The organism is Pseudarthrobacter sp. TRD_SC_9, assembly GCF_055361265.1.
In genome coordinates this window covers 69,322-84,214 of record NZ_CM143956.1, presented here as the reverse complement: position 1 = coordinate 84,214, position 14,893 = coordinate 69,322, and the positions used below count along the sequence as shown (strand labels likewise).

Sequence of the window (14,893 nt, the reverse complement as noted above, 5' to 3'; positions counted from 1 at the left end):
GCTATAGAAAGGCAAAGCACATGCTGCTCATCTCCTGCCCCAACTGCGGCTCGCGTGACGAGACCGAATTCCATTACGGCGGCCAGGCCCACGTCCCGTACCCGGAAAACCCGAACAACCTGAACGACGCCGAATGGGCGCAGTACCTGTTCTACCGGGACAACACCAAGGGCGCCTTCGCTGAACGCTGGCTGCACAGCACCGGGTGCCGGCAATGGTTCAACATGCTCCGCGACACCGTCACCTACGACATCCAGGCGATCTACCCGATGGGCGCACCCCGCCCGGACGCGGCCGGAACCGTCACTGCCGAAACCGGTACCGCCAGCACCGCCCCGGACAGCACCACCACCGGCACCGCCGCGCCCGACGTCTCCGGCACCAGTATCTCCGCAACCAGCACCAGCGCCAGCGCCACTGCCCCGGAAGGAGCAACCAAGTGACTTCCCAGAACGCCCGCCTCGCCGCCGGCGGACGCATCGACCGCACCATCTCGTGGCGATTCACCGTGGACGGCGAGGAGTTCACGGGTCACCCCGGGGACACCCTTGCCTCGGCCCTGCTGGCCAATGGCCGCGTTGCCGCAGGGAACTCCCTGTACGAGGACCGAGCCCGCGGCATCATGTCCGCCGGCGTGGAGGAAGCCAACGCGCTGGTCCGTGTTGAGCCCCGGTTCCCCGGACACGTGGCCGAGTCCATGCTCCCCGCCACCACCGTCACCCTCGTGGACGGCCTCAAGGCGGAGTGGCTCAATGGCCTGGGCCGCCTGGATCCCGAAGAAGACAAGGCGGAGTATGACAAAAAGTACGTCCACACCGACGTACTGATCATCGGCGGCGGCCCGGCCGGCCTGGCCGCCGCCCGCGAAGCCGTCCGCACCGGGGCCCGCGTCATGTTGCTGGACGACCAGCCCGAACTGGGCGGTTCGCTGCTGTCCGGGTCAACAACGCCGGAGCTAGCAGAGCAGATCGAAGGCAAGCCCGCCCTGGAATGGGTAGCCGATGTGGAAGCTGAACTGGTCTCCGGAGCAGAATCCACCGTCCTGAACCGGACCACGGCCTTTGGTGCCTACGATGCTAACTACGTCATCGCAGTCCAGAACCGCACCGACCACCTCTCCTCCCCCGCTGCCCCCGGCGTGTCCCGCCAGCGCATCTGGCACATCCGGGCCAACCAGGTGGTCCTCGCACCCGGGGCGCACGAACGCCCGCTGGTGTTCGAGAACAACGACCGTCCCGGCATCATGCTTGCCTCCGCCGTGCGCAGCTACCTCAACCGCTACGCCGTGGCGGCAGGCCAGCGCGTCGTCATCGCCACCACCAATGACAGTGCCTACGCCGTGGCAGCCGACCTGCGGTCCGCAGGAGTCAAGGTCGCCGCCGTCGTGGACGCCCGGCCGCAGCTAACCGCTACGGCCGCTGCCGCCGTCGAGAGCGGAACCCGGGTACTGATCGGCAGCGCCGTGGCCAACACGTCGGCCGGCTCCGCCGGAACAAGCACAGGCCGGCTGGACGGCGTGACCGTCCGCAGCATTAACGACGCCGGTGAACTCACCTCCGGTGTCGAGGACATCGCCTGCGACCTGCTGGCGGTTTCCGGTGGCTGGAGCCCGCTGGTCCACCTGCACTCCCAGCGGCAGGGCAAGCTGCGCTGGGACGATGAGCTGGCCGCCTTCATCCCCAGCACCGTGGTGCCGAACCAGCAGATTGTGGGTTCCGGCCGCGGGAGCTTCGAGCTTCAGGACTGCCTGGCCGAAGGTACCTCCGCAGGGGCCTCGGCAGCCATCGCCGCCGGGTTCACCTCCGGCACGCAGCCGACCCCGCTGGCCACACCGAAAACTTCTGCCCCCACCCGCCAGCTCTGGCTGGTCCCGGGTGAGTCCGGCACGCCCGATGACTGGCACCACCACTTCGTTGACTTCCAGCGCGACCAGTCGGTTGCGGACGTACTGCGGTCCACGGGCGCCGGCATGCGCTCGGTGGAACACATCAAGCGGTACACCTCCATCAGCACGGCCAACGACCAGGGCAAGACCTCCGGCGTCAACGCAATCGGCGTCATCGCCGCTGCACTGCGCCAGGCCGGTGAAGCCTCCCGCGGCATCGGCGAGATCGGCACCACCACCTACCGGGCACCGTTCACCCCGGTGGCTTTCGCAGCACTGGCCGGACGCCAGCGCGGCGAGCTGTTCGACCCCGCCCGCGTCACGTCCATCCATCCCTGGCACGTCGCCAAGGGCGCCCTCTTCGAGGACGTCGGGCAGTGGAAGCGGCCCTGGTACTACCCGCAGGACGGCGAAGATATGGATGCGGCCGTGCTCCGGGAGTGCGCCGCGGTCCGCGAATCCGTCGGCTTCATGGATGCCACCACACTGGGCAAGATCGAAATCCGCGGCAAGGATGCCGGCGAGTTCCTCAACCGGATCTACACCAACGCCTTCAAGAAGCTCGCCCCGGGCTCCGCACGCTACGGCGTGATGTGCACCCCTGACGGCATGATCTTCGACGACGGCGTGACCCTGCGCCTGGACGAGGACCGCTTCTTCATGACCACCACTACCGGCGGCGCCGGGAAGGTGCTGGACTGGCTGGAGGAGTGGTTGCAGACCGAGTGGCCGGAGCTCGACGTCCAGTGCACCTCGGTGACCGAGCAATGGACCACCATCGCCGTCGTCGGGCCGAAGTCCCGCGACGTTGTGGCGAAGGTGGCCCCGGAACTGGCAGCGGACGGCGGGCTGGATCCCGAGGCCTTCCCGTTCATGACCTTCCGCGAGACCACCCTGGCCTCCGGGGTCCGGGCGCGGGTCTGCCGGATCTCCTTCTCCGGCGAGCTGGCCTACGAAATCAACGTGCCGGCCTGGTACGGGCTGAACACCTGGGAAGCGGTGGCCGCAGCGGGGGCAGAGTTCAACATCACCCCTTACGGCACCGAGACCATGCACGTGCTCCGCGCCGAAAAGGGCTACCCGATCGTGGGCCAGGACACCGACGGTACCGTCACCCCGCAGGACGCCGGCATGGAATGGGTGGTCTCCAAGGCCAAGGACTTCATTGGCAAGCGCTCCTACGCCCGGGCCGACGCCCGGCGCGAAGACCGCAGGCACCTGGTGAGCGTGCTGCCGGTAGACCGGACTCTGAGGTTGCCGGAGGGCACTCAGCTGGTTGAAAAGGGCCGCTCCACCAACCCTGCTTACGGGCCGGTACCGATGGAAGGCTTTGTGACCTCCAGCTACCACAGTGCAGCAATGGGCAGGTCGTTCGGCCTGGCGCTGATCAAGAACGGCAGGAACCGCATCGGTGAGACCCTGGTGGCTGCCGCCGGGGACCAGCTGGTGGATGTGGTTGTCGGAGAAACCGTACTTTTTGACCCCGAAGGGACCCGCAAAGATGGCTGAAACAGCAGCTCCTGCAACCACCTATACCAAGAACCTCTCGCTCCGGACCAGTCCGGCGGCACCCCTGAAAGGCGCGTTTGAAGCCGGCTCGGTCAAGGGCGTCGTGGAACTGTCCGAGGTCCCCTTCCTGACCATGGTTGGCCTTCGGGTAGGACCTGGCACCGAGGCCGGACAGCGCATCGCTTCCGTCACGGGAGGACTTCCTTCCACGTGCGGCGGCGTAGCCGGCACCGATGAAGTGTCCGTGCTGTGGCTGGGGCCGGCGGAATTCCTGGTGGTAGCGCCCATGGAAGCCCACGAGTCCCTTGGCGGTGACCTGATCCGGGCCCTCGTCGAAGGACTCCTTGACGGCGCGGGCCAGGTGGTGGACCTTTCGGCCAACCGGACCACGTTTGAGCTGACCGGGCCAAAGTCCCTTGCCGTCCTGGAGAAGGGCTGCTCGCTGGACCTGCACCCGCGGAGTTTCATTACGGGTACGGCGCTGTCCACTGAGATCGGAAACATCCCGGTGGTGCTTTGGAAAACCGGCGATGAGAGCTTCCGGCTTTTCCCCCGCGCGTCGTTCGCTGATTTCCTGGGCCGCTGGCTCCTGGACTCCATGCGTGAGTATGCCTCCCCGGAAGTCCCCTAGATGGCACTCAGTGTCCTGGACCTGTTTTCGGTGGGTATCGGGCCGTCGTCGTCACACACAGTGGGTCCCATGCGGGCAGCAAAGCTGTTCGTTGACGGGCTCAAGGGCGACGGCCTCCTGAGTTCCACCAAGCGGGTCCAGGCCGAGTTGTTCGGGTCACTGGGCGCCACCGGGCGGGGGCATGGTTCGGACAAGGCCGTGGTGTTGGGCTTTACCGGCCTGGATCCGGAAACGGTAAACACCTTCACGGCCGATGACCAGGTGGCCGCGGCTGCCCTCGATGCTGAACTGTGGCTGGGCGGGGTTCACAGGGTTGACTTCAACTGGGACGAAGACGTGGTGCTGCACCGCCGCAAATCGCTTCCGGCCCACCCGAACGGCATGACCTTTCGGGCCCTGGATTACCGAGGGGCGGTGCTGAGCGAACGAAGCTTCTATTCCGTTGGGGGCGGCTTCGTAGTCGACGGGGACGCCGACGCCGATGATCGTGTGGTGGCTGACTCCACCGTCCTCCCCTATCCCTTTACCACCGCCGATCAGCTCCTGGAGATTTGCCGCACGGAGGGGATGTCCATCTCTGACGTCATGCTGGCCAACGAACTTTCCTGGCGGAGCGAAGCCGAGCTCAGGGAGAAGCTGCTGGCCCTGTGGGCGGTGATGCGCAAATGCGTGGACAACGGCTGTGCCGCGGAAGGAATTCTTCCCGGCGGGCTGAACGTCAGGCGACGGGCGCCCGCGTTGTTCCAGACCCTGACCGCGGACACCGGCGTCACCGATCCGCTGCGGGCCATGGAGTGGGTGAACCTCTTCGCGCTGGCGGTTAACGAGGAGAACGCTGCAGGCGGACGCATTGTGACCGCCCCTACCAACGGCGCCGCTGGGATCGTCCCGGCCGTCCTGCACTACTACGTAAAGTTCGTTCCGGGTGCCAACGACGACGGGGTGGTCCGCTTCCTGCTGGCCGCGGCCGCCGTCGGGATCCTGTTCAAGATCAACGCCTCAATCTCCGGCGCCGAAGTGGGCTGCCAGGGTGAGGTGGGCTCCGCCTGCTCCATGGCTGCTGCCGGGCTGTGCGAGGTTCTGGGCGGGACGCCTGCCCAGGTGGAAAACGCTGCCGAAGTGGGCATCGAACACAACCTGGGCCTGACCTGCGATCCTGTGGGCGGGCTGGTGCAGATTCCCTGCATCGAACGCAACGCCATCGCCAGCGTCAAGGCTATCAACGCTGCTCGCCTGGCCCTGCACGGGGACGGCAGCCACAAGGTGTCCCTGGACAAGGCCATCAAAACGATGCGTGAAACCGGTGCGGACATGAAGACCAAATACAAGGAAACTTCACGTGGAGGCCTGGCGGTAAACGTCATCGAGTGCTGAGGCCCAGTGCTGGTCAGCCTACAAAGTGGGGCATCAAGCACCTGCGTCAAGGGTGTGGCCGTGCGCGTTTCCCGTGCCGGCCCTCCACCAAGGGAACCTCGAGGCGTCACTGGTGTCAGTCCCCGGCCGTAAGCTGGGGATATGGCTAGCAACTGGGAACGCCTGGACCCCGCCCTGCGCCCGTCCGTCCAGGAAAACGTGGAACTCTACGAGCGGGTCCGCCCTGCCCTGAAGCTGGTTACGCGTGATGTCCTGCTGACCTTGCGGGGCATGCTGAAGGACACCGAGGTGACCCCGCTGTTCGTCACCGGCCGTACCAAAACAGTGGAGTCGTTCCGCGAGAAGATCTCCCGGACTGAAGAGCCCCTGGAGCCGGGCGGCCCGCCGGTGCTGAAGTTTCCGGATCCCTTCCGCACGCTTAATGACATGGTGGGCGTCCGCGTTATCACCAAGCTGCCCACGGAAAACGCCGTGGTGGCCAACCTGATCAAGCGGCAGCGCCAGCTGTTTGACTGCCGCGGTGACCGCGAGAAGGACATCGGTTCGATCGAGTCCGGCACCTACGGCTACTCCAGCCGGCACCTGATCCTGCGTACCATCCAGAACGAGACCGTCAAGGCGTACCAGCAGGTTTTCAATCCAGACATCGTGCCTAACGGCAGCTACTTCTTCGAGTGCCAGATCCGCACGGTTTTTGCGCACGCGTGGAGCGAAATCGAACACGACATCCGCTTCAAAGCGGAGGATCCCCGCGCCTGGACCCCGCACTTCGACCGCCAGTTCACCGCTACCGCCGCCATGCTGGAAACTGTGGAGGGTGCTTTCGCGGACCTTCACGAACGCTATGAAGAGGTCCGCAGCTACTGGGACATGGAAGGCGAGGGTGCCGCGCAGCTGACGCCCAACCGGATCCGGGATGTCTGGCGCACCCTATTGCCGCACGTGGACCGGAAGGTGGACGACGACTGGGGCTGGGCCGCCGAGCTCCTGGCAGCCCACGGACTCAACCAGACCGTGCAGCTGGCCGGCCTGCTCAGCGCCAACCGCATCACGGAAGTCCGCAGGGCCTTGGACCACCGCTACTCCCCCGGTCCGGACCGGCTGCTGGATGACCTCCTGCTGTGGCAGTACGGCACCAAGCACATTGAACTCACAGCGGAAGCTCCCGACGTCGTCCCCCACCCGCGGCGTGACAGTCTCCTGCGGCGGCTGAAGCAGATCGAGCGCTACAGGCTCACCAACGACTGATTTCCCGCTTCTTTGTCGCCAAGTTCCATTCCTTTACGGCCGCGGAGTTCTCAGGTGCGCCTGCGGCTCACCGACGCCGGCACAGCGAGCCCGAGCAGTCCCGCTGGGTGGTGGCTGACCGCGAGCGCACAGCAGTTGCACCCTGTCAGGGGAACTACCGGCTGCCGCGTCCGTCATCGTCGAGTTCGATTTCTTCCCTGCGAACTTCCTCGTTGACGGTGTGCTCCTCAGTTACGGCCTCCTTGCCCAGACGCACGCGCTCCACTGGAACGGTCTCCTTCTCAACGACGGGCCGTTCCTCGTGGAGGATGACCTCGTGTTCCTCCTCGCTGATGGCAGGTCCGTCCATGGCACGGCCCACGTTCGCGTCGGTAATCGGCTCGCGTTCCAGACGAACTTCTTCCCGCTGGACAGGAACGGTTTGGGTGACGTTCTCGGTGACCACATACTTGCGCAGCCGGGCACGTCCAACCTGCTCCTTGCGGGTCCCGACGTTGAGCCGCTCCTCCGAGCGAGTCATCGCATCATCGGTAGTAGGCCCAGAGGTGTCATGCCCCACCGTGCCCCTTGTGCCCGAGTAGTCCTCCGCTACGCCCTGGTCGGTGCCGGCGTAGGAGGTGTCGGCATAGGAGGTGCCGCCGGTGAGTCCGTAGTGGGTGTAAAGGCGGTCCTCCTCTTCAGGTTCCAGATGACCGTCCGGTGCAACGTTCGGTGCGTCCTTAACTTTGTCTTTGGTGTAGGGAACGACTATGTCGTTGCCGTCTTGAGTGGCGTCATCCAACGGGACGAAGGATTCGGAGGATCCGAAGAGCCCGGTTTTCACGGTGACCCACGTCGGTTCTGAGGTCGCGTCGTCGGCGTAGATCTGGCCGATGGAGCCGATCTTGCTTCCATCGGATCCAACGACGTCGCCGCCTGAGCTGCTCAGTGCGGAAAGGTTTTCAGTGTTGATCATGACGTTCTCCTTTGAACTTCGAAACATCGCTGGCTTGGAGGTGTGTCAGGCCAGCGGATTTTGTGGGTGAAAAGGGCACCCCCGGACGACGATGTCCCCGGAGCTTGCTCCGTCTCCGTCAGCTGTTAGCTGTTTCTACGCGCTGAGGGTGAGGATGATGCTTCGGCACTCATCATCGGGCCTAGGCTCCTGGTCTCGAAGCCATGCATAATGCCAATGAAACACGCTGAGACAGCCTAAAGCAAGCATGCTTACTAAATATGCTTACTGCCTCGCTCAGCGACACCCTTACGGTACGTAACCCACGCATTGAATTGGCTGCCATGCGCCAGTCGACCTGTGTTCTCAAATGTCATAGAGCCGTCATGTAACGGCAATGTCGGCAAGGGACACTGTCCATGTTGGACAATTGAAAGCCAACCTCCTAATGGCTCCAGCAAAACGGTCAGCGTCGACCCGCACCCACGCGGGCTAACACGAAGAGGCTCTATCCAATGGACATGAGAATAAAAGACCACTGGGACCGTCTCAGCCCTGCAACGCAGCAGTGGCTGACAGACAACCCCGGATGCGTGATCCTGCCGCGCACCATGGCCGAGAAGATCTCCCGAGAAGCCGGTATTAGCGTCGACACTGACCAGCACGGCCAGGTGACCCTCTCGCCGGCGGACAAAGACTTTATTCGGGCAAAGCAACGCATATGAGGGACGCTGCACTAGCGTCGTAATCCGGACCGACCCCTTCCCGCCGCCAGATAGGGAAGCCGGACCCCTGGCGCGACGCCTCCAGTGAGGCTAAAGTTGGAAACCGGTCCGGCCACCAGCCGCAGGAAAGCTGTGAAGTGCCCGGTAAGAATCTGGAGAGATCGGAGGTGGTTTTGATGAGTGGAGTTGCCGTGTGCCCCGTGAACAAAACGTCAACCACCCCCGTCCCCGGATTCCGCACCGCGTAGGGCACTGCCCGCGTACGCCTTGATGTGCCCAAGGTGTCCTGGTGCCAGGGGACTTGCCCCGAGGTATCACAGTGAAAAATTCTTCTGTCCAGCTTTCCTTCAACCCTGCCAATAACGCGCCTAAAACCGGCCTGGCGCTCTATGGCTACAACGCCGCCGTCGTACGGCTTTTTGACGATAACCCGCCACCTACTTGTGGAACCTCCGAAGAAACCCCGCGATGGGAAGCCGGCAGGGTGGTCCGCGTGGACCGCAGCCTGGTGCTGGTGGCGGCCGGCGACGACATCCTTCATCTGCCATACCCGCTGGATGCCGGCATTCCGGTGACCGGTGACTGGGTGTGGCTTGGGCCAAACCGGGCCGGCGAGCGCCAGATCGTTGACGTCCTGCCACGCCGCTCCCAGCTCACCCGGAAGCGTGCGTACGAGGACTCGTCCGAGGCGCAGGTGCTGGCGGCGAACATGGACGTTGTGGGCGTAGTGGTCCCCGTGGACCGCCCGCTCACGCATAACCGGCTCGAGCGGACGTTAGTAGCTGCCTGGGATTCCGGCGCCGTTCCGCTGGTGATCATCACCAAGGCGGACCTTGCGGACGTGGCCGATGACGTCGTCGGGAAGGTCATCCTGCAAGCTGCCGGGGTGGACGTGGTGACCACTTCCGCGGAACACGGCGACGGGATCGACGAGCTGCTGGCGCACGTTCCGGAGCACGGCACCCTGGTTCTTCTGGGGCCGTCCGGCGCCGGGAAGTCCACGCTGATCAATGCCCTGACCGGCTATGCGGTCCAGGACACCGGCACCGTCCGCTCCGGCGATTTCAAGGGCAAGCACACCACCACGTCCCGGGAACTGGTGCCGCTGGCCAACGGGACGGTGCTGATGGACACTCCCGGGGTGCGCGGCTTCGGACTGTACGACGCCGACCATGGGATGGAGGCCATGTTCAGTGATGTGGAGGAACTAGCAGCCCGCTGCCGCTTCTCCGATTGCGCCCATCAGTTGGAGCCGGGCTGCGCGGTGCGGGAAGCCATTGCCGACGGCGTCCTGGAGGAGCGCCGCTGGAACAGCTACCTGAAGATGCAGCGCGAACTGGCTGCCCTGGCCCGCCGGTCCGACGCGGCGGCGCAGCGGGCTTATCACCGGGAGTCGCACCAGAAGGTGGTTGTTGCAGGGAAGTCGCAGCGTGCCGCCGAACGTGGTGCAGCCGAACGGCAGGAGGAGCGCCGGGTCAAGCGGAAGCGCCGCTAGCTTTCTCCCCGTTGCACGGCCGGGAGCGGAGAATTCGGGGATTTCGATCAGGTAAGGCTATCCTAAAGATTCCCCAATTCTCTCCTCCCGCGCTGTCGGGTCAGTTCTAGGCGGTCCCCCGTGCTCCCAGTCAAAAGGTCCCGGCCCATCCTTGCCGTCGTCGCCCTCCTCACGTTGAGCGGCTGCGGCTTCAGCGCCGGGCAGCCGGCCCAGGAAGGCAGCACCGCCGCGGCCGACACCAGCCAACGCATTGTGGTGGACAACTTCCGGGCGCCGGTAGCTGATTGGGCCGTGGAATCGGACGCAGCGTACATTCTCTCGCTGTCCGGCTGCCTTGAAACCTTGACCAAGTTCGACCAGGCCAAGGGCGAGGTAGTGCCTTCGCTGGCCACCGGGTGGAAGCAGCACAGCCCCCTCGAATGGGACTTCACCATCCGTGAAGGCGTGAAATTCCAGGACGGCACCGCGCTCACCGCCGAATCCGTGGCCACGGCGTTGAACCACGTCCTTAAGGCAACCGTCCCGGCCCGTGCCTTCAACAGCAAGATCATCAGCTCGGTCTCCGTTCCGCAAGAGGGCACGGTGCGCGTCACCACGCCCACGGAAAGTCCGTTGGTCCCCTACCGGCTGGCCAGCGTCAATTCCGGGATCCTCTCCCCTGCCGCGTACCAGGGTGAGCGGACCAACCCGTTCGGGCACTGCACTGGGCCTTTTGTTCCCGTCTCCGAAGTTGCCCAGCAGTCCCTGACGCTGGACCGGAACGAAGACTACTGGGGTGGCGACGTGCAGCTGGCCGGGGCGGAAATCCGCTTCATCACCAACGGCGCCACCCGAGCGGCCCAGGTCCAGACCGGCGAGGCGGACATCTCCATGTCCATCCCGGCCGCCAGCCTGTCCTCCCTGGAAAATGCCGACGGCGTCAGCGTCCTGAAGGCCGATTCCCCGCGGACGGCCACTCTCTACATGAACAACGGCCGGGCGCCGCTGGACAACGTGGACGTGCGCACCGCAATCCGGGATGCGTTGGACCTGGAATCCCTCGCGGCCAGCGTCTACGAGGGCGCGGCGCTGCCCGCAACCGGAGTGTTCGCATCCTCGGAACCGTGGGCAGGCAAGACGGGCGGGGCCCCGAAGCAGGATCTCGACGGCGCCAAGAAGCTCCTTGCCGACGCCGGCTACACCGCAGACCGGCCCCTCGAAATCATCGCGATCGTGGAACGCGCCGAGTTCGCGGACGTCGCCGCCGTCATCCAGGACAACCTGAAGGCCGTAGGCATTCCGGTCTCCATCGTCACCAAGGAATACGCCGCGGCTGAACCTGACGTGCTGGCCGGCAACTATGACATGCTGCTCAGCCAGCGGAACCGCCTGATCGACATCGCCGATCCCGCGGGCTTCCTGACGGCGGACTACACCTGCTCGGGAAGCTACAACCTCAGCCACTTCTGCGACGCCGAATACGACCAGCTGCTGGCCAAGGCCGCCACCACCGTCGATCCGGACGAGCGCTACAGCCTCTACGCCCAGGCCGGGAAGATCCTGACCGACAAGGCAGTGAACGTGTGGCTGGTCAACGAACAGGCCACGGACGCGGTCCGCAGCAACGTGCTCGGCTATGTCCAGGATCCGTTGTCCCGCTATGTGCTGACGGCACAGACCGCGAAGACGGCTTCGTAACCGCCGCCTTCCGCGAGTATGTTCCCCTTCATCGCCAAACGGACGGCCACCCTGGTGGCCGCCGTTTTGGTGTCCTCTTTTGCGGTTTTCCTGATTCCGTATTTCACGCCCGGCGATCCGGTACGGACCATCATCAGGTCGCGGGTGTCCGGGAACATTATTGACGACGCCGATGTGCAGGCTTTGAGCCTCAGCCTGGGGCTGCAGGATCCGCTGGTTGTGCAGTATTTCCGCTGGCTGGGCAGGATCGGCGCGGGAGACATGGGACTGTCGCATGTTTCCCGCACGCCGGTGGCAGACCAGGTGCTTCCGGCGCTGACGGTGACCCTCAGCCTGGTGGCTGCCGCCCTTGCCCTTGCCGTCCTGGTTTCCCTCCCGCTGGGCATCGTGGCCGGTCTCCGGCACGGAAAGCCGGTGGACAGGGTGATCACCTCCGTCACTCAGTCCTTTATTGCCATGCCGGAATATTGGGTGGCTCCGCTGCTGGTCCTGGTCTTTGCCCTGAAGCTGTCCGTCCTGCCGTCGGCCGGCTGGAGCGGGCCCGAATCCATGGTGCTTCCGGCGCTGACCCTGGCGCTGCGGCCCATCAGCTACTTCACGTCCGCGGTCCGGGCGGGGATGATCGATGCGGCTTCGGCTGAACATGTTCCCGCGGCCCGAGCCCGGGGGTTGAGCCGGGCGCAGGCCGTGCTCCATCACGTGATTCCCAACGGGCTGGTACCGCTCTCCACGCTGGTTGCTGTCTGGTTCGCCGGGCTCCTGGGCGGTTCGGTGATCGTTGAGGTGATCTTCGCGGTGCCGGGCATGGGCAGGCTGTTGTTCGACGCCGTCGTGAACTCCGATATTCCGCTGGCGCAGGGCGGCGTGGTGGTGGTTGTGGCACTGGCCGTGCTGGTCACCACCCTGGCCGACTTTGTGCACCGGGCATTGACCCCCGCGGTGGAAGGCAGCTATGCGTAAGCCGTTCAGCACACACCACCTGGCCGCTGCGGTGCTGGCCGTGGTGGTCATCGCGGTGGCAATCGCGCCATGGATCTACCCCTATCCGCCTGCCCAGCAGAACCTGGCCGAACGGCTGGCCCCGGCTTCCGCCGAGCACTGGCTGGGAACGGACCACCTGGGCCGGGACACGCTAAGCAGACTGTTGGAGGGCGGGCGGTTCTCCATGACCGTGGCCGCGCTGGCAACCATGCTCACCTGCCTACTGGGCGTAGCCATCGGAGTGCTCAGCGCGCGGCGCCGCGGCTGGGTGGACGAGTTCCTGACCAGGACCAACGACGTCCTGCTCGCCGTCCCCGAGATGGTGGTGGCACTGTTCATCGTGGCGACGCTCGGCACCGGCTTCGGCCCGCTTTTGCTGGCGCTGACGGTCACCGGCTGGACGCCGTTCGCCAGGTTGAGCCGCACGCTGGCCTATGACGTCTCCAGCCGCGGCTTTGTGGAGGCGGCGCACGTGGTGGGCTGCTCGCCGTCGTTCATCATTTTCCGGCACGTCGTCCCGCACCTGGCCGGACCCATTTTGGGTCAGGCGACACTTCGGTTCGGCCACCTGCTGATCAGTGTGGGCGCCCTGTCCTACCTTGGACTGGGCGTGCAGCCGCCGCAGTCGGACTGGGGCTCCATGATGGCCGCCGCCCAGCCTTACACCGAGCGTGCGCCGCTGGGAATCCTGGCCCCCGGGCTCGCGATTTTCGTGGTGGCGCTCTGCGTCACCCTTATTGGCCAGCGCGCCGCTCGGATGGCTGCCGGGCCCCTCCTCCTGCCGACGGCGGACCGCACATGAAGCCGCTGCTGGAGATAACTGGCCTTAACATCGAAAATCTCCGGAACCTCCGGCCGGCCGCCGACGGTTCCGCACCGGCGTCGCTCATTCACGGGCTGTCCCTGTCCGTGGAGGCTGGCGAGTTTGTGGCGCTGGTGGGCGGATCCGGTTCCGGCAAGACCCTCACCGCACTCTCCGCCGTCCGCCTCCTGCCCCCGCAGCTGGCCATCACCGCCGGCACCGTCCGGCTGGGTGCCGTGGATGTCACGACGGCGGCGGAATCCGAACTGAACGCGGTGCGCGGCGGTGAGGCCGGAATGCTGTTCCAGCAGCCCAAGCGGGTCTTCAACCCGAACAGGACCATCGGGGCGCACCTGCTGGAACCGCTGCGGGTGCACCGCGGCCTGCGTGGGGCAGCTGCCAGGACTGCCGCCGTCGACCTGCTCCGGGAAGTGGGTTTCGCAGACGCACCCAAGGGCTTCCGATCCTATCCGCACCAGCTCTCCGGTGGGATGGCGCAGCGGGCCATGACCGCCGTCGCACTGGCAGGGCAGCCACGGCTGCTTCTGGCGGATGAGCCGACGTCGGCCCTGGACAAGGTGTTGGAACGGCAGGTATTGCAGCTGCTGGACAGGGAACGGCGGGACCGCGGCCTGGGCATCCTGTACATCACGCACAACATTGCCTCAGTGGCACTGTTTGCGGACCGGGTGCTGGTGATGGACTCGGGAGCCATTGTGGAGGAAGGCCCCACGGCGAGCGTCATTGCCGCGCCGAAGACCGCCTACACCCGCGAGCTCCTGGCCGCTTCGCAGTTGGCGCCCGAGACAGGCCGGAGGCCGAGGCCTGTTCCGCGGGAAGTCCTCACCCTCACCGGCACCCGCAAGCGGTTTGGCAGGGGTCGGCGCACCCATACGGCGTTGGACAACGTCAGCCTGAACCTGCAACACGGCGAGATACTGGGTGTATTGGGCCAGTCCGGCTCCGGCAAGAGCACCCTGGCCCGCGCCATCGTAGGGCTGGAGAAAACTGACGGCGGCTCCATCACCCGGCACCAGGACGCAGCCGGCAAAACGCCCCCGGCCACCGCCGTGCAGCTGGTTTTCCAGGAACCGCACGGTTCCTTCGACCCCAGGATGACGCTCCGGGCAAGCATGGAAGCGCCCTTACGACGGCAGCGTGACCTCACTCCCGCGGAACGAACCCGGCGGATCACCGAGGCGATGGCAGACGTGGAGCTGGACGAGTGCCTGCTGGACAGGCGTCCGGGCCAGTGCTCGGGCGGCCAGTTGCAACGGGCAACCATCGCCCGGGCCCTGCTGCTGGACCCCACCATCCTGATCTGCGACGAGGCAACCTCCGCACTGGATGCGCTGACCCAACGGACCGTCCTGAACCTGCTGCTGCGCCTGCAGCGCGAGCACAGCCTGTCCCTGGTGGTTATCTCGCACGACATGGACGTCATCCGGTACATGTGCGACCGCGTTGCCGTACTACTGGACGGCAAGGTGATCGAAGTGGCAGAAACCCAGGCGTTCTTCGCCGGGCCGTCCCATGAGCACAGCCGCGCACTGGTGGATGCAGCCATTCCCTGCCGCTGGGACCACCTGCGGACACTGATGCCTGACGCTTTGCGGACCTGACGTTTTCCGG

At 65.4% G+C, this 14,893-nt stretch carries 12 protein-coding genes; 11 read left to right on the top strand and 1 reads right to left on the bottom strand.

Annotated elements, in window-relative coordinates:
* The first annotated feature begins 20 nt into the window (after nucleotides 1–20).
* The 5 genes from ACWA13_RS00410 (at nucleotide 21) to ACWA13_RS00390 (ending at nucleotide 6,647) form a co-directional block, all read left to right on the top strand.
* On the top strand, nucleotides 21–443 hold the full coding sequence (locus ACWA13_RS00410; protein ID WP_463935988.1) for a sarcosine oxidase subunit delta: 423 nt from the start codon (nucleotides 21–23) through the stop codon (nucleotides 441–443).
* The gene (locus tag ACWA13_RS00405) at nucleotides 440–3,394 is read left to right on the top strand and encodes a sarcosine oxidase subunit alpha family protein (RefSeq protein ID WP_463935986.1); all 2,955 of its coding nucleotides are present in this window, start codon (nucleotides 440–442) and stop codon (nucleotides 3,392–3,394) included. Before ACWA13_RS00410 ends, ACWA13_RS00405 begins: the two co-directional genes overlap by 4 nt.
* On the top strand, nucleotides 3,387–4,025 hold the full coding sequence (locus tag ACWA13_RS00400) for a sarcosine oxidase subunit gamma (protein WP_463935985.1): 639 nt from the start codon (nucleotides 3,387–3,389) through the stop codon (nucleotides 4,023–4,025). The genes ACWA13_RS00405 and ACWA13_RS00400 overlap by 8 nt, the downstream gene beginning before the upstream one ends.
* Nucleotides 4,026–5,399, top strand: coding sequence for an L-serine ammonia-lyase (locus ACWA13_RS00395; protein WP_463935984.1), 1,374 nt, complete (start codon nucleotides 4,026–4,028; stop codon nucleotides 5,397–5,399). It abuts the gene before it with no gap.
* 141 nt (nucleotides 5,400–5,540) lie between these two features.
* Complete coding sequence (locus ACWA13_RS00390) at nucleotides 5,541–6,647, top strand: GTP pyrophosphokinase (RefSeq protein ID WP_463935983.1); 1,107 nt, start codon at nucleotides 5,541–5,543, stop codon at nucleotides 6,645–6,647.
* A gap of 154 nt (nucleotides 6,648–6,801) precedes the next feature.
* On the opposite strand, the gene ACWA13_RS00385 is transcribed toward ACWA13_RS00390, so the two are convergent.
* Nucleotides 6,802–7,602, bottom strand: coding sequence for a DUF2382 domain-containing protein (locus tag ACWA13_RS00385; RefSeq protein WP_463935982.1), 801 nt, complete (start codon nucleotides 7,600–7,602; stop codon nucleotides 6,802–6,804).
* 500 nt (nucleotides 7,603–8,102) lie between these two features.
* Between ACWA13_RS00385 and ACWA13_RS00380 the strand changes: the two genes are divergently transcribed.
* The 6 genes from ACWA13_RS00380 (at nucleotide 8,103) to ACWA13_RS00355 (ending at nucleotide 14,883) form a co-directional block, all read left to right on the top strand.
* On the top strand, nucleotides 8,103–8,306 hold the full coding sequence (locus tag ACWA13_RS00380) for a hypothetical protein (RefSeq protein ID WP_463935981.1): 204 nt from the start codon (nucleotides 8,103–8,105) through the stop codon (nucleotides 8,304–8,306).
* Nucleotides 8,307–8,625: 319 nt separating this feature from the next.
* The gene (rsgA, locus tag ACWA13_RS00375; protein WP_463935979.1) at nucleotides 8,626–9,801 is read left to right on the top strand and encodes a ribosome small subunit-dependent GTPase A; all 1,176 of its coding nucleotides are present in this window, start codon (nucleotides 8,626–8,628) and stop codon (nucleotides 9,799–9,801) included.
* 120 nt (nucleotides 9,802–9,921) lie between these two features.
* Nucleotides 9,922–11,478, top strand: coding sequence for an ABC transporter substrate-binding protein (locus tag ACWA13_RS00370; RefSeq protein WP_463935977.1), 1,557 nt, complete (start codon nucleotides 9,922–9,924; stop codon nucleotides 11,476–11,478).
* 18 nt (nucleotides 11,479–11,496) lie between these two features.
* On the top strand, nucleotides 11,497–12,438 hold the full coding sequence (locus ACWA13_RS00365; RefSeq protein ID WP_463935976.1) for an ABC transporter permease: 942 nt from the start codon (nucleotides 11,497–11,499) through the stop codon (nucleotides 12,436–12,438).
* Nucleotides 12,431–13,261 carry an ABC transporter permease gene (locus ACWA13_RS00360; RefSeq protein WP_463935974.1) on the top strand — a complete coding sequence of 277 codons (831 nt, stop codon included), beginning with the start codon at nucleotides 12,431–12,433 and terminating at the stop codon, nucleotides 13,259–13,261. Before ACWA13_RS00365 ends, ACWA13_RS00360 begins: the two co-directional genes overlap by 8 nt.
* Complete coding sequence (locus ACWA13_RS00355) at nucleotides 13,258–14,883, top strand: ATP-binding cassette domain-containing protein (protein WP_463935972.1); 1,626 nt, start codon at nucleotides 13,258–13,260, stop codon at nucleotides 14,881–14,883. The genes ACWA13_RS00360 and ACWA13_RS00355 overlap by 4 nt, the downstream gene beginning before the upstream one ends.
* Nucleotides 14,884–14,893: the final 10 nt, after the last annotated feature.